The organism is Heliobacterium chlorum, from assembly GCF_014502795.1.
Classification (GTDB): Bacteria; Bacillota; Desulfitobacteriia; order Heliobacteriales; family Heliobacteriaceae; genus Heliobacterium; species Heliobacterium chlorum.
In genome coordinates, this window is sequence record NZ_JACVHF010000012.1 from 50958 (window position 1) to 72645 (window position 21688).

27 protein-coding genes are annotated in these 21688 nt (G+C 52.2%); all 27 read left to right on the plus strand.

Annotated elements, in window-relative coordinates:
• Positions 1-5: 5 nt before the first annotated feature.
• The 27 genes from rpsH (at position 6) to H1S01_RS12305 (ending at position 21687) form a co-directional block, all read left to right on the plus strand.
• Complete coding sequence (gene rpsH, locus H1S01_RS12175) at positions 6-404, plus strand: 30S ribosomal protein S8 (protein ID WP_170291877.1); 399 nt, start codon at positions 6-8, stop codon at positions 402-404.
• A gap of 43 nt (positions 405-447) precedes the next feature.
• Positions 448-999 (plus strand): 50S ribosomal protein L6, encoded by a 552-nt coding sequence (gene rplF, locus H1S01_RS12180; RefSeq protein WP_155476564.1) that lies wholly within the window; start codon positions 448-450, stop codon positions 997-999.
• 33 nt (positions 1000-1032) lie between these two features.
• A complete protein-coding gene (rplR, locus tag H1S01_RS12185; protein WP_170291876.1) occupies positions 1033-1401 on the plus strand; it encodes a 50S ribosomal protein L18 in 369 nt (122 codons plus the stop codon).
• Positions 1402-1425: 24 nt separating this feature from the next.
• A complete protein-coding gene (gene rpsE / locus H1S01_RS12190; RefSeq protein WP_155476563.1) occupies positions 1426-1926 on the plus strand; it encodes a 30S ribosomal protein S5 in 501 nt (166 codons plus the stop codon).
• 12 nt (positions 1927-1938) lie between these two features.
• Positions 1939-2127 (plus strand): 50S ribosomal protein L30, encoded by a 189-nt coding sequence (gene rpmD, locus H1S01_RS12195; RefSeq protein ID WP_188040746.1) that lies wholly within the window; start codon positions 1939-1941, stop codon positions 2125-2127.
• 18 nt (positions 2128-2145) lie between these two features.
• Positions 2146-2589 (plus strand): 50S ribosomal protein L15, encoded by a 444-nt coding sequence (gene rplO / locus H1S01_RS12200; RefSeq protein ID WP_155476562.1) that lies wholly within the window; start codon positions 2146-2148, stop codon positions 2587-2589.
• Positions 2590-2592: 3 nt separating this feature from the next.
• Positions 2593-3861 carry a preprotein translocase subunit SecY gene (gene secY / locus H1S01_RS12205; protein ID WP_188040747.1) on the plus strand — a complete coding sequence of 423 codons (1269 nt, stop codon included), beginning with the start codon at positions 2593-2595 and terminating at the stop codon, positions 3859-3861.
• Between the two features lie 128 nt (positions 3862-3989).
• Positions 3990-4640 carry an adenylate kinase gene (locus H1S01_RS12210; RefSeq protein WP_188040748.1) on the plus strand — a complete coding sequence of 217 codons (651 nt, stop codon included), beginning with the start codon at positions 3990-3992 and terminating at the stop codon, positions 4638-4640.
• Positions 4641-5396 carry a type I methionyl aminopeptidase gene (map, locus tag H1S01_RS12215; RefSeq protein WP_188040749.1) on the plus strand — a complete coding sequence of 252 codons (756 nt, stop codon included), beginning with the start codon at positions 4641-4643 and terminating at the stop codon, positions 5394-5396. It begins immediately after the preceding gene.
• 3 nt (positions 5397-5399) lie between these two features.
• Positions 5400-5690: a KOW domain-containing RNA-binding protein gene (locus tag H1S01_RS12220; protein WP_188040750.1), complete on the plus strand. Its 291-nt coding sequence runs from the start codon at positions 5400-5402 to the stop codon at positions 5688-5690.
• Positions 5691-5713: 23 nt separating this feature from the next.
• Entirely contained in the window at positions 5714-5932 is a 219-nt protein-coding gene (infA, locus tag H1S01_RS12225) for a translation initiation factor IF-1 (protein ID WP_155476558.1), read from the plus strand.
• 26 nt (positions 5933-5958) lie between these two features.
• Positions 5959-6072, plus strand: coding sequence for a 50S ribosomal protein L36 (gene rpmJ, locus H1S01_RS12230; protein WP_012282496.1), 114 nt, complete (start codon positions 5959-5961; stop codon positions 6070-6072).
• 24 nt (positions 6073-6096) lie between these two features.
• Positions 6097-6468: a 30S ribosomal protein S13 gene (rpsM, locus tag H1S01_RS12235; RefSeq protein WP_155476557.1), complete on the plus strand. Its 372-nt coding sequence runs from the start codon at positions 6097-6099 to the stop codon at positions 6466-6468.
• Positions 6469-6485: 17 nt separating this feature from the next.
• Positions 6486-6878: a 30S ribosomal protein S11 gene (gene rpsK / locus H1S01_RS12240; RefSeq protein WP_155476556.1), complete on the plus strand. Its 393-nt coding sequence runs from the start codon at positions 6486-6488 to the stop codon at positions 6876-6878.
• Between the two features lie 27 nt (positions 6879-6905).
• Entirely contained in the window at positions 6906-7532 is a 627-nt protein-coding gene (gene rpsD, locus H1S01_RS12245; RefSeq protein WP_155476555.1) for a 30S ribosomal protein S4, read from the plus strand.
• Between the two features lie 46 nt (positions 7533-7578).
• Positions 7579-8526, plus strand: a complete 948-nt coding sequence (locus H1S01_RS12250; RefSeq protein WP_188040751.1) for a DNA-directed RNA polymerase subunit alpha — start codon at positions 7579-7581, stop codon at positions 8524-8526.
• A 29-nt stretch (positions 8527-8555) separates the two neighbouring features.
• Entirely contained in the window at positions 8556-8894 is a 339-nt protein-coding gene (gene rplQ, locus H1S01_RS12255; RefSeq protein ID WP_170291873.1) for a 50S ribosomal protein L17, read from the plus strand.
• A 603-nt stretch (positions 8895-9497) separates the two neighbouring features.
• Positions 9498-10343 carry an energy-coupling factor transporter ATPase gene (locus tag H1S01_RS12260; RefSeq protein WP_188040752.1) on the plus strand — a complete coding sequence of 282 codons (846 nt, stop codon included), beginning with the start codon at positions 9498-9500 and terminating at the stop codon, positions 10341-10343.
• Positions 10319-11257 carry an energy-coupling factor transporter ATPase gene (locus H1S01_RS12265; protein WP_188040753.1) on the plus strand — a complete coding sequence of 313 codons (939 nt, stop codon included), beginning with the start codon at positions 10319-10321 and terminating at the stop codon, positions 11255-11257. Before H1S01_RS12260 ends, H1S01_RS12265 begins: the two co-directional genes overlap by 25 nt.
• On the plus strand, positions 11251-12042 hold the full coding sequence (locus tag H1S01_RS12270) for an energy-coupling factor transporter transmembrane component T family protein (protein ID WP_188040754.1): 792 nt from the start codon (positions 11251-11253) through the stop codon (positions 12040-12042). Before H1S01_RS12265 ends, H1S01_RS12270 begins: the two co-directional genes overlap by 7 nt.
• 5 nt (positions 12043-12047) lie before the next feature.
• A complete protein-coding gene (gene truA / locus H1S01_RS12275; RefSeq protein ID WP_188040755.1) occupies positions 12048-12833 on the plus strand; it encodes a tRNA pseudouridine(38-40) synthase TruA in 786 nt (261 codons plus the stop codon).
• 227 nt (positions 12834-13060) lie between these two features.
• Positions 13061-13495, plus strand: a complete 435-nt coding sequence (gene rplM / locus H1S01_RS12280; RefSeq protein ID WP_155476549.1) for a 50S ribosomal protein L13 — start codon at positions 13061-13063, stop codon at positions 13493-13495.
• Positions 13496-13513: 18 nt separating this feature from the next.
• Positions 13514-13906 carry a 30S ribosomal protein S9 gene (gene rpsI / locus H1S01_RS12285; protein ID WP_155476548.1) on the plus strand — a complete coding sequence of 131 codons (393 nt, stop codon included), beginning with the start codon at positions 13514-13516 and terminating at the stop codon, positions 13904-13906.
• 237 nt (positions 13907-14143) lie between these two features.
• Complete coding sequence (locus H1S01_RS12290) at positions 14144-16054, plus strand: PAS domain S-box protein (protein WP_188040756.1); 1911 nt, start codon at positions 14144-14146, stop codon at positions 16052-16054.
• The gene (locus tag H1S01_RS12295; RefSeq protein WP_207732309.1) at positions 16051-17727 is read left to right on the plus strand and encodes a sigma-54-dependent transcriptional regulator; all 1677 of its coding nucleotides are present in this window, start codon (positions 16051-16053) and stop codon (positions 17725-17727) included. Before H1S01_RS12290 ends, H1S01_RS12295 begins: the two co-directional genes overlap by 4 nt.
• 499 nt (positions 17728-18226) lie before the next feature.
• Positions 18227-20185, plus strand: a complete 1959-nt coding sequence (locus H1S01_RS22000) for a methyl-accepting chemotaxis protein (RefSeq protein WP_207732310.1) — start codon at positions 18227-18229, stop codon at positions 20183-20185.
• A 23-nt stretch (positions 20186-20208) separates the two neighbouring features.
• Positions 20209-21687: a chemotaxis protein CheW gene (locus H1S01_RS12305; RefSeq protein ID WP_188040757.1), complete on the plus strand. Its 1479-nt coding sequence runs from the start codon at positions 20209-20211 to the stop codon at positions 21685-21687.
• Position 21688: the final 1 nt, after the last annotated feature.

Below are 21688 nucleotides of genomic sequence, written 5' to 3' on the forward strand. Positions count from 1 at the left end.
GCCCAATGGTCATGACTGATCCGATCGCGGATTTTCTGACTCGCATCCGCAATGCCAACATGGTTTACCATGACAAAATAGAAGTTCCTTCGTCCAAGGTCAAACGCGCCGTCGCTGAGATCTTTAAAAACGAGGGCTTCATCAAAGATGTAGAATACATCGAAGATAATAAACAAGGCCTGCTGCGCCTTTACCTCAAATACGGCCCCAACCGTGAGAAAGTCATCACCGGCGTAAAGCGCATCTCGAAACCGGGTCTGCGTGTCTACTGCCGGAAAGAAGAAATCCCGAAAGTCCTTGGCGGACTGGGAACTGCCGTCATCTCCACCTCTCATGGTATCATGACGGATAAAGACGCCCGCAAAGCCGGACTCGGCGGAGAAGTTCTCTGCTACATCTGGTAATCAACCAAGGATTAACGAAGCACACACAGCAGGAGGTGTGACCATGTCACGGATTGGCAGGAAGCCCGTGCCGATTCCGGCCGGTGTTACCGTCACGATCGACGGAAACGTCGTCGCTGTAAAAGGCCCCAAAGGCCAGCTCAGCCGGGAACTGCATAAAGATATGACCGTTACGGTGGAAGAGAGCACTATTAAGGTGACTCGTCCGAGCGACGAAAAGAATCACCGCGCCCTGCACGGCCTCTCTCGTACCCTCGTCGCCAATATGGTCGAAGGGGTAACCCAAGGTTTTAGCAAAAACCTCGACCTCGTCGGTGTCGGTTACCGGGCCGCCAAACAAGGCAAGAAACTGGTTCTCACCGTCGGTTACAGCCATCCCGTTGAAATCGATCCTGGTGAAGGACTGGAAGTTGAAGTTCCTGCCCCGACGAAAATCATCGTCAAGGGCATTGATAAAGAAAAGGTTGGCGCTCTCGCCGCCAACATTCGTTCCGTACGTGAGCCTGAGCCCTATAAAGGCAAAGGTATCAAGTACGATACCGAAGTAATCCGTCGCAAAGTTGGTAAGACCGGCGGTAAAAAAGGCAAAAAATAGCCCTAACCCCAGGTCGAAGGGAGTGAGCCCGAAGTGATCAAAAGAATTGACCGCGATGCCGCTCGTCAGAAAAAGCATATGCGGATCCGCAGACGGGTTGTAGGCAACCAAGAACGTCCTCGCCTGTCCGTGTTTCGCAGTCTGAATCATATCTACGCGCAAGTCATCAACGATACCACCGGTCAAACTCTGGTGGCCGCCTCCAGCCTTGATAACGAGTTCAAGGAGGCCAACCTCTCCGGCGGCAACATCGAAGGGGCCCAAAAGGTCGGCGAACTCGTCGCCAAAAAAGCCCTGGAGAAAGGCATTGACAAGGTGGTCTTTGACCGGGGTGGATACATCTACCACGGCCGGGTTGCTGCCTTAGCCGAGGCTGCCCGGGAAGCGGGGCTGCAATTCTAAGCTTCGCATAAAGGAGGGAAAAGAATGGCAAGAATAGACGCGACTGGACTGGAACTTACCGAAAAAGTCGTCTATATCAACCGCGTCGCCAAAGTGGTCAAAGGCGGTCGCCGCTTCTCCTTTAGTGCCCTGGTGGTCGTCGGTGACGGCAAAGGCCACGTCGGGTTCGGATTGGGAAAAGCTGGTGAAGTGCCTGAAGCGATCCGCAAGGGCGTGGAAGACGCGAAGAAAAACCTGATTTTAGTTCCTATCGTAGGAACGACGATTCCTCATCCCATCAATGGCCGTTTTGGCGCCGGACAAGTATTGCTTAAGCCGGCTTCCAAAGGTACCGGTGTTATCGCCGGCGGCCCTGTCCGTGCCGTGCTGGAATTGGCCGGGATTCATGACATCCTGACCAAGTCCCTCGGTTCGAACAACGCAAACAATATGGTCCGTGCGACCTTCGAAGGATTGCGCAGCCTGAAACGAGCTGAAGACGTCGCTAAACTGCGTGGTAAAACGGTCGAAGAGATTACTGGTTAAGGAGGGGCATCCGTGGCGAACAAACTGAAAATCACCTGGGTGAAAAGTGCCATCGGTTACCCCAAAAACCAGAAACTCACCGTGGCCACCCTGGGACTGAAAAAGCTCAATCACACTGTCATCCATGACGATACCCCTGCCATCCGCGGCATGATTAAAACGGTTTCGCACCTGGTGACCGTGGAAGAACTGGAAGCCTAAGGCAAGGAGGTGTACCCTTTGCAACTCCATGAACTGAAACCTGCAGCGGGCTCTCGCCAAAAACCCTGGCGGAAAGGCCAAGGCATCGGTTCGGGCAATGGCAAAACGGCCGGTAAAGGCCATAAAGGTCAAAACGCCCGTTCCGGCGGCGGTGTCCGTCCTGGTTTTGAAGGCGGTCAACAACCGTTGCAACGCCGAATTCCTAAGCGCGGATTCTCCAACTATCCGTTCAAGAAAGAATACGCCGTTGTCAACATTCAGGACCTAGCGGTCTTTGATGCTGGAACCGTCGTCACACCGGAACTGCTGCTTGAATGTAAAATCATCAAAAAAATCAAAGACGGCGTAAAGCTTTTGGCCAACGGAGAGATCGACAAAGCTCTGACGGTCAAACTCCACGGGGTGAGTGAGGCTGCCGCTGAAAAGATTAAAGCTGCGGGCGGCCAAGTTGAGGTGATGTAAATCATGTCCACACTCGTGGGCACCCTCCAAAATGCCTGGAAGATCTCGGATTTGCGGACGAAAATCGCCTATACGCTGGTGATGTTCCTTATCTTCCGTATCGGCGCCCATATTCCGGTACCAGGCATTAACCGTGCAGCGATTGAGCAGTTGATGAACACGGGATCGCTCTTCGGGTTCTTCGATGTAATCTCCGGTGGTTCTTTCCGGAAATTCTCCGTATTCGCGATGAGCATCACGCCCTACATCAACGCATCGATTATCATGCAGCTTCTGACCGTCGTTATTCCCCGTTTGGAGCAACTGGCCAAAGAAGGGGAAGACGGTCGGAGAAAAATCACCGAATACACCCGTTACTTTACCATCGTCCTCGCCTTCATTCAGGCCATCGGCTTGTCCTACGGCCTGACAGGCGCCGTATCCAACCCGAACATCTGGAGTTACCTGCTTATCGCCACCACCTTGACGGCAGGCACGGCCTTCCTCATGTGGATCGGTGAGCGGATCACAGAAAACGGCATTGGCAACGGAATTTCTCTCATCATCTTCGCCGGGATCGTATCTCGTCTGCCTTCTGGGATTATGACATTAGTCGAATATGTTCGTGTCGGTACCACAAACATCTTGAACGCTGCGTTGTTTGTGCTCATCGCCGCCGCGACCATTGCCGGCATCATCTACATCAACGAAGGTCAGCGGCGGATCCCGGTCAACTATGCGAAGCGTCAAGTGGGACGTCGAGTCTACGGCGGGCAGAACACGCACATTCCGATGCGCGTGAACATGGCCGGGGTTATCCCAGTCATCTTTGCCTCCTCCATCTTGGCCTTCCCGACGACGATTGCCGCTTTCTTCCCTGGTTCACCGATCGGGCAATGGTTCCAAAGCTATTTTGCCTTCGGTTCCTTCTTGCATAGTGTCTTCTATGCAGTATTGATTCTCTTCTTCGCCTACTTCTACACGGCGATCACCTTCAACCCTGTTGAAGTGGCCGATAACTTGAAGAAGTACGGCGGATTCATTCCGGGTATTCGACCTGGGAAACCGACAGCCGATTATTTCGGTAAAGTCATGGGCCGCATCACCCTCGTTGGTGGTCTTTTCTTGGCAGTCATCTCACTGCTGCCGACATTTATCATCAAGTTCACGGGCATATCGAACATCTACTTCGGCGGTACAGCGCTGCTGATCGTTGTCGGTGTTGCTTTGGATACGATGAAACAAATGGAATCCAACATGTTGATGCGGAACTACCAAGGATTTATGAAATAGAAGATAAAATGTGGGCATGTCCCAAGCCGGAGCGTCATCTTTCGTACCCTCGCAAAAGACTTTCCGGACGTGCCCGTACAAATTGGCCCTAGCCGTAAGGCTGGGGAGTATCATGGAGGGATATAGCCGTGAAAGTACTGCTGATGGGACCGCCAGGTGCCGGTAAAGGAACGCAGGCGGAATTGTTGGTTAAGCATTTTGCCATACCCCACATTTCCACCGGTGACATGTTTCGGGCCGCCATTAAAAACGGTACCGAACTCGGTCAGAAAGCCAAAGCATACATGGATGCCGGTCAACTGGTTCCTGACGAAGTGACCATTGGAATTGTTCGGGAGCGACTGGCCCAAGATGATTGTCAACAAGGGTTCCTTCTGGACGGATTTCCTCGCACTGTGCCCCAAGCAGACGCCCTGGATGAAACCCTCAAACAGCTGACCATGAATCTGGATGCCGTCATCGACATTCAGGTCACCCATGAAAAACTGATTGAACGGTTGACAGGACGGCGAATCTGCCGCCAGTGTGGAGCGACATATCACGTGGTCTTTAACCCGCCTGCAGCTGAAAGCAAGTGCGACAAATGCGGCGGTGAGTTGTACCAGCGCAGCGATGATTCCCGGGAAACTGCGGAAAACCGCCTCGATGTGTACAACAAACAGACTCAACCTCTGATTGACTACTATCAGGCCAAAGGCCTGTACAAGCGGATCAATGGAGAACAGGAGATGCCGGCAGTATTTCAAGATATCTGTGCGGCCCTGGGGAGAGACGCTTAGATGATCGTCTTGAAAACCGCCCGGGAACTCGCCTATATGCGGGACGCCGGGCGGATTGTGGCCGAAACTCTACAAGAGATGGAAAAAGCAGTGAAGCCGGGTGTTACGACGGCCGAGTTGGATGCGAAAGCCGAAGACTACATCCGTCAACAAGGGGCTAAGCCTTCCTTTAAAGGATATCAAGGCTTCCCGGCGACGATTTGCTCCTCCATCAACGAACAAGTTGTCCATGGCATACCAGGTTTACGTAAACTTGAAAATGGGGATATTATCAGTATTGACGTCGGTGCGTCTGTAAATGATTACCACGGAGATGCAGCGATTACCGTTCCTGTCGGTGAAATCGATGCAGAACTGCAGCGACTGCTGGACGTAACGCGCCAGTCGTTGCACGTAGGAATCGAGCAAGCCCGCATCGGTAATCGACTCTTTGATATTTCCCACGCGATTCAAGAATACGTCGAAGATAATCGTTTCTCCGTTGTTCGCCAATTCGTGGGGCACGGCATCGGTAAAAAGATGCATGAGGAACCTCAAGTGCCCAATTACGGACCGGCGGGCCGGGGACCGAGACTTCAGGCTGGCATGACCCTCGCCATCGAACCGATGGTTAATGCCGGAACCTGGGAGGTCGAGACCAAGGAGGACCAGTGGACGGTGGTCACAAAAGACATGAAGCCGTCTGCCCATTTTGAGCATACCATCGCCATTACCGATGATGGACCGGAAATTCTCACCCGCACCCGTGGAGCCTAATCCATGGCCGTAGGGCAAGTCACTCCGGGCCAACTGGTTCTCTCCCGGAACGGAAGGGATCAGAACCGGTATTTTCTGGTGTTGAAGATTCTCGACCCCGATTACCTTCTGATTGCAGATGGGCGCTATCGTAAAGTGGACACCCCGAAGAAGAAGAAGGTGAAACACCTCCAGTTGACCGAGTTGGTGGTCGCGGAAATCGGCGAAATGCTTCAACAGGGTAAAACTCCTACCAATACCCAAGTCGACAGCGCTATTCGCCAACTGCTGGAGACGGTGGAGGTTGGTCTGTAAAATCAAGGAGGCTGGAAATCCTTATGTCCAAGACGGACGTTATCGAAGTTGAGGGCCGAGTCGTCGAGCCTCTGCCAAATGCCATGTTCACTGTCGAGCTGGAAAACGGGCACCAAGTTCTTGCCCATGTATCAGGCAAGATCCGGATGAACTTTATTCGAATCCTCCCCGGCGACCGGGTGACGGTGGAACTCTCACCGTACGACCTATCACGGGGACGAATCACATACCGCTTTAAGTAACAGCCCCCCCAGAGGAGGGAATTGACATGAAAGTACGGCCTTCCGTGAAAACGATCTGCGACAAATGCAAGATCATTAAACGCAAAGGCAAAGTCATGGTCATTTGCGAAAACCCGAAACACAAACAAAAACAAGGTTAACAACCGGGAGGTGCATTCACCCATATGGCACGTATCGCCGGCATCGACCTTCCCCGGGATAAGCGGATTGAAATCGCGCTGACCTATATTTTTGGGATTGGTCGCCCAACTGCCCAACAGATCCTAGCCTCCGCCGGTGTCAACCCTGACACCCGGACCCGGGACTTGACGGATGACGAAGTAGCCCGTCTGCGGGAATACATCGATAAAAACATCACCGTCGAAGGGGATCTGCGCCGCGAAACTTCCTTGAACATCAAACGGCTCATGGAAATCGGCTGCTACCGCGGTCTGCGCCACCGTCGTGGCTTGCCTGTCCGTGGTCAGCGCACCAAAACCAACGCTCGTACCCGTAAAGGTCCTGCTCGGACCGTTGCTGGTAAGAAGAAGAAGTAAGGGGGCGAAGCTAGGTAATGGCTGCACGTCGCGTAACCCGTACCAAACGGAAAGAACGCAAACATGTGGACCGGGGCATCGCCCATATCAAGTCCACCTTCAACAATACCATCGTCACGATCACCGACACCACAGGCAACACCCTGTCCTGGGCATCTGCGGGTGTTCTCGGATTCAAAGGTTCGAGAAAGTCCACCCCTTTTGCGGCACAAATGGCTGCCGAATCGGCCGCCAAAGAAGCTATGGAACATGGCCTGCGGGAAGTCGAATGCTTAGTGAAAGGCCCTGGCTCCGGACGGGAAGCGGCTATCCGCTCTCTGCAAGCTGCCGGCCTGGAAGTCAGCATGATCAAAGACGTCACTCCCATTCCGCATAACGGTTGCCGGCCGCCGAAACGCCGCCGCGTATAATACTCACTTAGGAGGTGCATTCGCAGAATGGCTCGATACACCGGCCCTGTATGCCGCCTGTGCCGTCGGGAAGGGGCTAAATTATACCTCAAAGGTGATCGCTGTTACACCGGAAAGTGCGCCGTCGACCGCCGGACCTACGCGCCCGGACAGCACGGTCAAGGACGGAAAAAGATCTCCGAATACGGTCTGCAGCTGCGTGAAAAACAAAAAGCTCGCCGCATCTACGGTATTTTGGAAGGTCAATTCCGCACGTACTTCTCCAAAGCCGATCGCCAGCAAGGCATTACCGGTCACAACTTACTTCGCTTGCTCGAGCGTCGTCTCGACAACGTCGTATTCCGACTCGGCTTTGCCCGCTCCCGGAACGAAGCTCGTCAATTCGTTCTGCACAACCACTTTACCCTGAACGGACACAAAGTAAACATCGCTTCCATCCAACTGCGGGTCGGCGATGTGATCCAACTGAAAGAAAAGAGCAAAGATACCCCGCTCTTTAAAGAAATTGTTGCGAGCCTCGGGCAGAAAACTCCTCCGGCTTGGCTTGAACTCGATGTCAACAACCTCTCCGGTCGGGTTGTCGCTCTACCCAATCGGGAAGACATTGACACCACGGTCCAAGAACACCTCATCGTCGAATTGTACTCCCGGTAGTAATTAGGGTTTCTCCGATTCTCGCCAAGGGAGGGTTCAGCAGTTCATGCTGGAAATCGAAAAACCGAAGATTGAATGTGTCGACCGGAGTGAAGATGCCACATACGGAAAGTTTGTGGTCGAACCTCTGGAGCGCGGTTACGGGGTGACCCTGGGCAACTCCCTACGTCGCATCCTTCTGTCCTCCCTGCCCGGGGCGGCCGTTACTTCGGTGAAGATCGAAGGTGTTCTTCACGAGTTCTCCACCATCCCTGGAGTGGTAGAGGACACAACGGATATCATCCTGAACCTGAAGCTCTTGTCCATCAAGATGTATACCGACGAACCTCGGATCATCCGTGTGGAAGCCGAAGGAGAAGGGGTCGTCACAGGGAAAGATATCATCTGTGATGCCGATGTGGAAATCCTCAACCCGGATCAGCCCATTGCCACCTTAGATAAAGGCGGTCGCCTGTTTATGGAGATGACTGTGGAGAAAGACCGCGGCTACATGACAGCGACCAAACATAAGAAGTCGGAACATGTCATCGGGGTCATCCCCGTAGACGCCAACTTCTCACCGGTCCGTAAGGTAAACTACCGGGTCGAAGACACCCGTGTTGGGCAAATTACCAACTACGATCGGCTGATTCTTGAGGTATGGTCCAATGGGAGTTTGACCCCTGAGGAAGCCATCAGTTTATCGGCAAAGATCATGAATGACCACCTGAAACTGTTTGTCGGTTTGACCGAAAGCACGGAGAACGTGGAAATCATGGTCGAAAAAGAAGAACGACCGCAAGATAAAGTCTTAGATATGACGATTGAAGAACTGGATCTTTCGGTACGTTCTTACAACTGCCTGAAACGGGCGGGGATCAACTCGGTTCGGGATCTAACTTTGAAGACCGAAGAAGACATGATCAAGGTTCGCAATCTGGGTCGTAAGTCCCTTGAAGAAGTGGATGCCAAACTCAGTGCTCTTGGCTTGTCACTCCGTAAGTCTGAAGACTGATACTACCCTACCGCAAAGGAGGGAAACACGTGCCTTACCGTAAATTCAGCCGTCCCACCGGTCACCGCCGGGCGCTGCTCCGTAATATTACGACATCCTTGCTCAAGCATGGAAAAATTACGACGACCGAGCCTAAGGCAAAGGAACTTCGCCGGATCGCGGACAAAATGATCACCCTTGGCAAACAAGGTGACCTGCATGCCCGCCGTCAAGCGCTGGCCTACCTGCAGGAAGAGGGAGTCGTCACTCAACTGTTCAGTGAGATTGCCCCTAAATATGCCAACCGGCAAGGCGGATACACCCGGGTCATGAAAGCCGGTTTCCGTCGTGGCGATGCCGCCCCTATGTGCATCGTCGAACTGGTTTAAGGCGTGACCGGGGCATTCCCGGTTTTTAAAGCCTAGATTTTTGAGGCCCTTTTGGGGTCAGGAATAAGCCATATAGGTTGTACAGTTTTCCCTTTGTGGTTGCTGTCGATGCTGTGGCATGAAAGCAGGTCAGGGCCAATGATCCGATGGATCAAGGGTTCCTGGCTTTCCTTTTATGCGCGCCAAAAGGCTCACTGCGCCAATGCACCCCTAGGCCGTTGCAGGGAATCGCTCTGCAATTAGTGTACTAGAGCGCATTAAGGCGGAGTAAGTGCTTGGGGGCCGGGGTGCATCGGATCCGTTCGCTAAGGGCTCCACGGCTGTTCGCTTGGTTGCTTCGCGGGCGCGCCAAACCTCTGGGCTTTTCTGCATGTGAACCGTGGCGCGCTAATCCGCTCCGCAACCTGCGCTCACGACGCCGTTCCGCCCAAAACGCTCACTGCGCCAATGCACCCCTAGCCTGTTGCAAGCTTGCCCTGTTGTTAGTTTACTTAAGCGAATTATAGCGGAATAAGTGCCTTCGAGCCGGGGTGCGCTGGCTCCGTTTATTAAACGCTTCTAATTACGGCTATCCGTATTGGTCCGGTTTTAGAGAAACGGGGGATGGCTCTGATTACCGTCGAAAATGTCAGCTATAGCTATCCAGACCCTTCGGGGCAGCCGATTCCCGCCTTAAAGAATGTTTCCCTAACGATTCGCCCTGGTGAATGGGTGGCGATCTTAGGGGCTAATGGCTCAGGGAAGTCCACCTTGGCGAAGCACTTAAACGCTTTATTGGTGCCCAAGGAAGGGCGCGTATCTGTGAACGAACTTGATACGTCGGACAAAGAGAGCTGGTTTGACATCCGCCGTACAGTAGGCATGGTCTTTCAGAATCCTGATAACCAGATCGTCGCCACAACGGTGGAGGAAGATATCGCTTTTGGGCCGGAGAACTTGGGGTTGCCTCCAAGGGAGATCGTGGAACGAGTCGAAAAAGCCCTGCGGGATGTGGGTCTCGAAGGGATGCGTACTCGTCCCCCTCATGATCTCTCGGGTGGACAGAAGCAACGGGTGGCGATCGCTGGCGTATTGGCATTAGGTCCCGAATATCTTGTCTTGGATGAGGCCACATCGATGCTCGATCCTGTCAGTCGCAGGGAGGTGCTCGAGACGGTACGACACCTGCATGAAAATCAGGGCATGACGGTCGTGACCATCACCCATGATATGGATGAAGCGGCCTTGGCTCACCGGATCATCGTCATGGATCAAGGAAGTGTACTCTTGGAGGGCTCGCCGGTAGAGGTATTTTCACAAAGCCATCTGCTCATACAGGCAGGGTTAGAAGTGCCGCCGGCCTTGGATATCGCTAGACGACTTTGGGATAAGGGCCTCTCCATCGACCCAGATGTACTGACTTTGGATAAGCTGGTGAATGTCCTATGCCGATTGAAATCGCTAAACTGAATTACGTATATAAACGGGACACTCCTTTGGCGAGCCAGGCCCTCTTCAACATGGATCTGCAGATCGCTGATGGAGAATTGGTTGGCATCATCGGACGGACCGGGTCTGGAAAGTCCACATTGATTCAGCATCTCAACGGGCTGTTGGCCCCCACTTCTGGGACGGTGATCGTTGATGAGATCGTTGTGCAAGGTACATCGGCAGGTAAAGCAAACCGGGATGTACGTTCCAAGTTTCAAATACTGAGAGAGCGCGTTGGCATTGTCTTTCAATACCCGGAACATCAATTGTTTGAAGAAACGGTGTATGACGATATCGCTTACGGACCGCGCAATCTGGGCTTGACAGCTACCGAGACGAAGGAACGGGTTTTACAGGCCATGGATATGGTTGGAATCGACGCAGAGAAGATCGCTCAGCGATCGCCCCTGCATTTAAGCGGCGGACAGAAGCGTCGCGTGGCCTTAGCCGGGGTGTTAGCCATGCGCCCTCGAAAACTCATCCTCGATGAACCGACAGCCGGGCTGGATCCGCGAGGACGGGAACAACTGCTGAAGTTGCTTCAGAGACTGCACCGGGAGTGGAATCTGACGATAGTCATGGTGAGCCATCACATGGACGAAGTGGCCCGGATGGCAAGTCGTCTAGTCCTGCTCGATCGGGGCAAGGTGGCTTTACAGGGAAGACCGGAAGAAGTTTTTGTCCAGACGGAAAAAATAGCCCAATTAGGCATGGACATTCCTTTTTGCGTAAAACTGATGCACCGCCTTAAGGAATTAGGATGGCCAGTGAATTCAGGCATCTTTGAAAACGAGGCCGTTGTCGAGGAAATCCTTCGGGTAGTGCAAGCGAGTAAAGACAACGAGTGGGTTAGGCATAGCCGGAACGGGCCGGAGGGACGGGCATCATGTTGAAAGATATCACCTTAGGCCAATATGTCCATCTTGAATCGCCGGTACATCGTCTTGATCCGCGCACAAAGGTGATCATCACCTTGCTATATACGGTAGCATTGTTTTTACTCTCGAGCTTGACGAGCGTTTCCTTAGCGGGTGTACCTATTCTTGCCATCATCTTATTGTCGAAACTGCCTTGGCATTATATCTTTCGCGGACTGAAGCCGCTGTGGATTTTTATCGTTTTTACCCTCGTCATGCATTTCTTGAGTACGCCGGGAGAGGTCCTTTACCGTCTCGGTCCCTTCGAGGTCACCCGGGAAGGGGTGATGCAAGGTCTAACGGTCACCTTGCGATTGATTTGGCTCTATGCCGGAGCGACGCTCTTGACGTTGACCACATCACCCATCGCCTTGACGGACGGCATGGAACAATTGCTGACACCAGCCAAGCGGATCGGACTGCCGGCCCATGAGTTTGCCATGATGACCTCCATCGCCCTACGCTTTATTCCGACGTTGATCGAAGAGACCGAAAAAATCATGAAAGCCCAATCGTCTCGTGGCGCCGATTTTGACAGCGGTAACATCTTACGCCGAGCGAAGAGCATGGTCCCACTGATGGTTCCCTTGCTGCTCTCTGCTTTTCGTCGAGCTGATGAACTGGCCATGGCGATGGAATCTCGTTGCTACCGTGGCGGCGAAGGTCGCACTCGCTTTCGGCCTCTGATGATGAGGCGAAGCGATTATACCCTATTAGTGGTCGCCGGACTCGCCTTTATACTTCTAGTGGTTTGGAGATAGGGAATATGACCGAGAAGCGACGGGTCAAGTTTATCGTGGCCTATGACGGCACGAACTACCATGGTTTTCAGACACAAGAAGACCCGACAAACTTGCCTACCATTCAAGATGAACTGATGCGGGCCATTCAGGTGCTTACCGGTGAGGAAGCAAAGATCACCTGTGCCGGTCGCACCGATGCCGGTGTCCATGCCCGAGGTCAGGTGGTCGACTTTTTGACGACTTCCCGCATCCCCGACGAGAAGTTTCCTTTGGCGATGAACTCCCTATTACCCAAAGATGTGTCTGTCGTAAAAGCAGAGACGGTGGCCGAAGATTTTCACTCCCGCTTTGGCGCGTTAGGCAAGCATTATCGCTATAGCATCTACAATCACCGCATCCATTCTCCTTTTCATCATCGCTACTCCTATCAAGTGTATCCGCCGCTCAATGTAGCAGCCATGCAGGAAGCAGCAGGGTACTTCGTAGGAACCCACGACTTTCGCGGCTTTTGCGCCACCGGAAGTCCCGTGAAAGACTTCGTTCGCACGATCTGGCGTTGTACGATGACCGTGACCGAAGAGAACCTGCTGCTCATGGACGTAATGGGTGACGGTTTTCTTTACAATATGGTCCGCATTATTACGGGCACGCTGGTCGATGTGGGAAAAGGGAAAATCGCCCCCGAAAGTATCCCCCAAATTATCGCATCCCGCGATCGGACTCAGGCGGGGACGACAGCCCCCCCGCAGGGACTCGCTTTGCTGGAAGTCTGGTATAATCCGCTTGACTTTCCTTTCAATCTCCCATAAAATAGTACAGTGAGTTTTTTGCATAAACCTTCCCTAGCCCCGAAGGTATGCGAATGAAGAACTTGAGAATATGAACAAAAACCCCCGTGAGGCCGTTCTTTTAAAGGGATACGCCAGGCGGAGTGGATGGGCAGGAATCGGCATCGGAGGTTACGACCAGACCAAAGATGACGGGACCGCCTCGAAATAGGAATAGAACGAACGAAATCACCTGAGGAGGGAATTCGATGAGCACCTTTATGGCTAAGGCCAATGAAGTCGACCGCAAATGGTACATCATCGATGCGGCCGGCAAGCCCCTGGGTCGGGTAGCCTCGGAAGCGGCCCGCTTGCTGCGCGGAAAGCATAAACCCATTTTTACCCCCCACGTGGACACCGGTGACCATGTCATCATTCTCAACGCGGAGAAAATCGTGTTGACTGGTAAAAAAATGACCCAAAAACTCTACTACCATCATTCCCGGTATCCCGGCGGAATGAAGCTAGTCAACTATGCCACCTTGCTGCGGACCAATCCGGAGCGGGCGATGGAAAAAGCCATCAAAGGCATGTTGCCCAAAAACCGTCTGGGCGCTCAAATGTATCGCAAACTGAAAGTATATCAAGGTTCCGAACATCCTCATCAAGCACAACAACCGGAAGTTTGGAACTTCGGCGAATAGGGAAGGAGGTAGTAACCAATGGCTCAAGTACAATATTGGGGAACCGGCCGTCGGAAAAAGTCTGTCGCCCGCGTTCGTCTCGTACCCGGTGAAGGTAAATTCCTGGTGAACAACCGTTCGTTAATGGAATACTTCGGTAAGCGGACCCTCGAAATGATCGTCCGCCAGCCAATGGATCTGACCAAGAGTGAAGGCCGTTTCGACGTGATCTGCAACGTTCATGGAGGCGGTACCACTGGACAAGCCGGAGCTATCCGTCTGGGCATCGCCCGGGCTCTGCTCAAAGCTGACATCGGCCTGCGTCCTGTACTCAAGCGTGCCGGCTTCCTGACCCGCGACCCGCGGATGAAGGAACGGAAAAAGTACGGCCTCAAAGCCGCCCGTCGCGCTCCTCAATTCTCCAAACGCTAATATTTACGCATACAAAAGGACGATCCTTGGGTTCAAGGATCGTCCTTTTCTTTTCTGCGACACCTTTTGGAAAAAGGTGTTTCGTGGGTACGGTGGAAGGGAGAAAAGGAATTGGATAGATAAATGACGAATAAATAAGTACTTGATGTGACTACCACATGGAAGAATTATTCTTTAAGGGACAGGTAAAGTCGCCAATGACGTAAGAAACTTGTTGTGTTGGGGGACAGAAATAGCGTGGACAGCAAGAGGATTAAGCCAAACGACAACGATTCATTGGGGGCGAAGGTTTTTGAGTATTCGCCCGATGGGATAGTTCTCTTCGACGAAGGAGGACGAATCTTATCGGTGAACCGGGCTGCGGGCAAGATGTTCCAACATAATCCCGAAGAACTCTGCGGAAAAGATGTATCTTGTCTTTTAAGTGAACCTTATCAACAGCAATTAAAGAAATACATAGATTATCTTTTGCAAATGGGCGATGCCGAGTATATCGGTAACCCTATCGAAGCGATGGGGAGTCGTGGCGATGAGTCAGAGATAGCGATTGAATTCACTCTCGCTGTCCTTCCGGGAGAAAAGAACCATTTCATCTGTACGATTCGTGATGTGTCAGAACGGAAATGGCTCCGGGGAGTTCTCGATCAAGCATTTGATTTTTGCATTCGCCTCTTTGATGAGTTTCCCGCTATGATCTGGCGTTCCGGCACTGATGGGAAAAGCGATTACTTCAATCGGGGGTGGCTGCAATTTACCGGCCGGACCGTGGAACAAGAAAAAGGGGACGGGTGGTCCGAAGGGATTTATTCGGAAGACCGGGAGCGGTGCATACAAACGTACCTCTCCGCCTTTGAGCGCCGTGAAGCTTTTCAGATGGAATACCGGCTTCGCGGCCATGACGGTCAGTATCGATGGATCGTCGATATTGGAAGGCCCTTTTGCGATTTTGACGGTCAATTTGCCGGGTACATCGGGTATTGTTTTGATATCACGGAGCGCAAAGAGGCCGAAGTAGTGCTTCAACGATATCAACTGCTGTCAGAACGGGCAAGGGATATCCTGTTGTTTGTGAACAGTGACGGGAAAATTATTGACGTTAACCGTGCCGCCGAAAAAGTCTACGGATACGATAGAAGTGAATTTTTAGAGCTGTACATACATCAACTGCGGCAACCCGGTGAGCATGAACTGATTCAGAGACAACTGGAAGAGGCCATGGCAAAGGGGTGCTTATTCGAGACTATTCACCGGCGAAAGGATGGCAGCCTGTTTCCGGTGGAAGTGAATACAGTCAGTGCCATCATCGGTGAGGAAAAGATGGTCTTCAGCGTCGTTCGAGATCTGACCGAGCGGAAACAGGCGGATGCTCGAATGGTTGAAGCACGGGAGCGGGCTAACCGGGCCGAACGAATGGCTTCTCTAGGGACAATGGCAGCAGGGATCGCCCATGAAATCAATCAGCCGCTCAACTCCCTAAAAGTGACTGCTGACAGCATGCTTTATTGGCACAAGAAAGGGAAAACAGTTGAAGTCAGCAAACTAATCGATAACATTCAAAAGATATCTTCGCAAGCAGGACGGATTAACGACATCATCACCCACATCCGTTCCTTCGTACATTCAGAGCAAAAAGAACAACTCGTAGCTTGCGATCTCAACAGGGCCGTCGAGGGAGCCTTGAGCCTTCTGGGCAGTCAACTCTCTTCTCATGGCATCGAAGTGCAGATTGTGCTCGCCCCGCAACTTCCGCCCCTCCAGGCGGTAGCGAACCGCCTGGAGGAACTGATCATCAACCTGCTGGTCAATGCCATGCATGCCTTAGATGTGAGCGACCGAAAAAGCAAGATTGTCCGGATTTCTACACGTGCTGGGGCGACGTTGAGAGACGGCGAAACGAAAAGGAATACGGTCGAACTAGACATCGGTGATAACGGAAGCGGTATCCCCGAGGAACTCCATGGGAGAGTTTTTGAACCTTTTTTTACGACAAAACCTGCCGGTGAGGGTATGGGACTTGGTCTGTCGATAGCTCATTCCATCGTCACTTCTTTCCGGGGACATATTCAGGTGAAAACGAACGATGAGAATGGAGCTACATTTACGGTGATATTTCCGTCTATGGAGGAAACGGTGGTGCTTGACCGATGAACATTCTGCTCGTCGACGATGACAGCGACAGCCGAACTTGTGTCGGAGAGTTTTTACGGGAATTGGGACACGAAGTCGACGAATGTGGTAATGGGCAGGACGCCATCACGCTCTTTTTTCGAGGGAACTATTCGATGGTATTATCGGATATCTGTATGCCCAAATTATCGGGAATCGATCTCCTCCAGACGATCATGTCCCAGGTCGATGTTCATAGAAGTACCGATATTATCCTGTTCACCGGAAACGGTGATATGGAAACAGCTATAGCCGCCCTGCGAGCCGGAGCCACCGATTACTTGCTCAAGCCGATCGATATAGAACAACTAGCCGCCATTACAGAACGGATTGCCTTAAAACGAGACAAGCCGAAGGGAAGGCGGGTTTTCGAGGACAACTCGGATCAAACCGTTAAGGAAGCCATCGAGACGGGGAGTGATCCCTCCACGAATCACCGCATGACCGTTCATTCTGCAGCGATCAGTGGCATCGGTGTGTTCTCCGAGAGCATGCGCACGATCGTCCAGTCGGCCCTCAAATTCCATACGGACCGGACTATTCCTGTGCTGATCGAAGGAGAGACGGGCACCGGAAAAGAGATGATTGCACGGCTTATTCACTTCGGAAGCATCGAAGAGTCGGCGCCCTTTATTGATATCAACTGTGCCGCACTGACGCCGAGTCTTTTCGAAAGTGAACTTTTTGGTTATGAAGGTGGAGCCTTTACGGGCGGCTTGACCAAAGGACAGAAGGGGAAATTAGATCTGGCTCAAGGCGGGACGCTGTTTTTGGACGAAGTGGGGGAACTTCCTCTGGAACTTCAAAGTAAACTTTTGCGGGTGCTGCAAGAGAAGGAATATTACCGTGTAGGCGGATTAAAAAAAATTCACACGGACATCCGCATCATCGGTGCGACAAACGTGAACTTGGATGAACGGGTAGCCGCAGGAAAGTTTCGCAAAGATCTGTACTACCGCTTGAACGTAGGAACCTTATTGCTGCCTCCGTTGCGACAGCGAACCGATGATGTCGTTCCCCTCGCCCGGATGCTGCTGCAACGGGCAGCCAAACAGAAGAAAAAGCGATTCAAAGGCATTACAGAAGAAGCGGCTCGGATCTTAATACAATACACTTGGCCAGGCAACGTGCGGGAACTGCAAAACACCATGGAATGGGTGGCTTTCATGTATGACGATGCAGAGCTGCAGCCGGAGCATCTGTTGCATATCTCCATTCCTGGAAAAACCGATCATCTCGAAAAGACCATTACAACCGCCGGTGCAAGTCAACCTCCAAAGCCCAGCAAAATAAGCAAAATAAGCAAAATCAGCAAAGCCATTAATCACGGCAATCCCTTCGATCTCGCCAATCCCAGTAATCCCAGTAATCCCATAACTCCCAGCACTCCCAACAATCCTACCATTGTCAGCGATCTCGGCAATTCAGTTGATTCCAGTCATACCAAACCAAGTTCTGTCAATCTGATCAGCCCAGAACACTTCACCTTACCGGAAAAAGGCATCATGCTGGAAGAATACGTAGACAATATTGTGTTACAGGCCTTGACGATGCATAAGGGCAATAAGACAGAAACAGCCCGCTATCTGGGCATTTCCCGCCGCTCACTCTACTGCCGCTTGGAACGTATCCGAGGGAAGGACGAAACGAAATAAATAAGTATTTTAAAAAGCAGAGCGTACCGACCTTGGTACGCTCTCTTATTTTCTCACAAAGCTCATTACAGCAGGCTTTGTGAGGCCAAACATGTCCCGTATCTCGACTACCGCTTGATTCCACTCATTTCCGTTTGCTACTACTTACTACTACATGTTTTGTATCGCTACCTTTTGCTACCTCTTACCTCTTACTTCTTACTATCTCTTACTTCACTACATTTTTCGAGTACTAACCCATGAAAGGGACCTTGTACCTCTTCGTGTACGGAAACGTACACATATTCAGTCTCCCCAAATCGCCCTGTACGCAGAAGTACAAGGCATTCACACTCGCAAGTTCCGTTAAAAACTATAAAAATGAATGTTTAACCTTTGTATAACCACATTGGGTCCACCCTGTTGGCATGGATATTGCATTAGTACCTAGCGTAGGACCAAAGTCCTCATCGGTCAAAAGCGGAACTCACCTGCGTGAAGATTAAAGGAGGAGACTACTTTGGAAAAGAAGCTGGCTCGGCCCTCTGCCGAACCGAAAAACGGTGCCGCTGTTGCCAACAGCAAATATGATCATTCCGGTACGGCCGAAGATATCGCTCAGAAACGGGACTTAGCCAAACGAAAAGCGATGGAGAAAGTCCGTGCTCGCACCCTGGCCAAACAGCAACAACTGGCCGAACGAATCGCCACCGCGACGGAACAACTTGCCTCCGGTATTGAACAGGCCAGCAATGCCGCTATTGAACTGGGATCGACGATGGCTCAAATCGCTACCGGCGCTGACGAGGCCGCTTCTGCCGCCGAAGAGTCCAGAGCCGCCATCAACCAAATAGATAAAGCATCAGTCATCGCAGAGAGCCGGGCCAAGGAATCCCTGGAGAAAGTTAATGCCACTCAAATATTAGTCCGGACTACGACTGCAGATATTGACCAGTTGATTGACGGAATCAAGGAAACGGCCAATACAAATATGGAATCAAGCAAGCTAGTCAACGAGTTGGAAACGCAGTCTATCGAGATCGGTAATATCGTCGAAGCCGTCGTTCGCATCGCCGACCAGACCAACTTACTGGCCTTAAACGCAGCCATTGAAGCGGCCCGGGCAGGAGAACATGGACGCGGGTTTGCCGTGGTGGCCGACGAAGTTCGCAATCTGGCGGAAATCTCAGAAAAGTCGGCCCGAGACATCCGCAACCTTGTCTCTGAAATCCAAGAAAACGTCAAGGTCGTCGTCAAAGACGTGGAAGAAGCTGGTGTAGCCGCCAACGCAGAAGTCGATAAAGCAAAAAAAATCACGGAGGACTTGTTAAGGATCGAACGGGATATGGCCTCCGTACAAGCGGGCGTTACAGAGGTCTCACAAAGTGCCCGGGAATCCAACAAAGGGGCCGGTGAGTTTCTCACCATGGCGGAACAGATTGCCGCAGCCGCTGAAGAACAAAGCAGCGCTGCCGAAGAAGTGAATCGGGCTGTAGCGGAACAAAACAAAGCCTTCAATGAAATGGGCATGGCCGCCAATGAACTGGCCCAATTGGCCGAAACCTTGAAAGTATCTACCGATGCCCAGAAATCGTCAGAAGAACTAGCTTCTGCAGCAGAAGAGCTGTCGGCAAACGTAGAAGAAGCGAACAGCGCTTCCCGCCAAATCATGACGGCCATGGAACAATTGTCCCAAGGGTCCCGGGCGCAGGGAGAGTTAACTCAGAAGGGCGCCGCCGTCGCTGAGCAACTTGTTGTCGCCGCAAATCAGATGCGTAGACGCAGTTCTGAGTCGGATGAAAAAGTTGACGAGCTGCGCAAAGTGCTCGATGGGAACAAAAAAGGCATCGATGGCCTGATCATAGGGATCGCCACCGCTTCGGAAGCTAGCTTAACATCAGCCCGAAATATCAAAATTCTCGAAGAGACGACCCGAAAAATCGACAAGATCGTCGACGCTATCGTCAACGTCACCATTCAGACCAACATGCTGGCTGTGAACGGCTCTATCGAAGCAGCACGGGCCGGTGAGTATGGTCGAGGCTTCTCAGTGGTCGCCAGTGACATTCGTACCCTGGCCAATGAGTCGGCTGAAAATGCCGACAAAATTAAGGACCTTGTTCGTAATATTCAAGGACAAATCCAGAAAGTCACCGAGGATATCGAGCTGTCTGCCAAAAAAGCAACGCAAGAGGTGGAAAAAGCGAAAAAGTCTACTCACAACATAAATGAGATGGAAGAAGCTATGCTCGTTATCCTCGGCGGTGTTCGCGAAGTACTCAAGGGTGCGGAAGAATCGCTTATCGCCTTGGAACAAGCGAGAAAAGGTGTCGAACAAATCGCCGCGGCTGCGCAAGAAGCAGAGAAGGCGAGCGGGGAAGCGTCTCTAGCCGCCCAGGAACAAGCCAAAGGGATGCAAGAACTGGCCGAAGCCATCGAAGAGATCTCCGGTCTCGCCGACGAATTGCAAACGATGTAACTGGAGGGAAGGAGCACAAAGCAATGACCATCGCCGATACCACGAGGGCAGGAGGCCTATCGGAGCGGCAGTTAGTCACCTTCCATCTAGGCCATGAAGAATTCGGGGCCGACATCATGAATGTCCGGGAGATCATCCGCTTCACCGAAGTGACGAAAATCCCGCAAGCCCCTGATTACGTGGAAGGCGTCTGCAACTTACGGGGCACCATTCTTCCCATCATTGACGGGCGTTGCCGCTTTGGCATGGACAAGCGGCAGCGCGACGAAAACACACGAGTACTCGTTGTCGATGTGAGCGGTCGCGTCACAGGGATCGTCGTCGATCGAGTATCGGAAGTTCTTCGGGTAGCCGCTTCCGATATTGAACCGCCTCCGCCGGTGATTCGCAGTGAAGCCGTAAAATACTTAGACGGTGTCGTCAAACTCAATCAAGGCAAACGGCTGATTATGGCTTTGAACTTAGAACAAGTGCTCACGGTGGAACAAGCCGACGAGCTCATTGAAGAAGCTCATGCTGCGGCCTCGGCCGCAGCGGTCGGTGGCACTGGAATCAAAGCCGAATTGGAAGAAGACCAACTGGTCACATTCCTGCTCGGTCGGGAAGAGTACGCCTTTGACATCATGCATGTCAAGGAGATCATCCGTGTGCCTGAGATCACGGCAGTGCCGAATTTGACCCCTTACCTTGAAGGAGTTGTATCGATTCGCAACCAACTCCTGCCCATCGTCAACATGCGGAGCTTTTTTCATATGCAGGATAAAGCGCTGACGGATCAATCGAGGGTCATCATCGTCGATCTAGGTCACCTGACGGCAGGCTTTCGGGTGGACCGGGTGCAAGAAGTCATTCGCGTTCCCCGGAGCATCATCGAACCGCCGCCGCCGATCTTCCTCAGCGGAGAAGCCGAACAAATTCGCGGTGTGGCCAAGCTGAACAAGGGGACTCGTCTGTTGATGTGCCTTAACGCGTCAAACCTCTTATCGACAGATATGGTCAGAGAACTGATGGAAGACAGCGAAGAAGCCAGGGAAGTCGTCGAAGCGGGCAACCTCGCCAGAGCGATTGAAGAAGAGCAGTTGGTGGCGTTTCGCCTGGGAAACGAAGAGTTTGCGATTCAAATTACAGACGTTCAAGAGATCAACCGGATGACCCAGGTGACCCAAATGCCGGGAGCTCCTCACTATATCGAAGGTCTCGTCAATCTGCGGGGAAACATCATTCCCGCCCTCAATCTTCGGCGTCGATTCCATATGGAAGAGCGAACCCGCGATGACGCTTCACGGATCGTCATCGTCGACGTCAACAACCGGAAAACAGGGATCATCGTCGATTCCGTTTCAGAAGTGCTGCGCTTTGATCGAAGCCTTGTAGAGACAACGCCTCGCATCCTTTCCGAAGCGATTGATACAGAGTATATCCGCGGCGTGGCGAAACTCAATGACGGCAAGCGCATGGTCATGATTCTGGAACTGGATCGGGTGCTGCAACTGGAGAATTGAT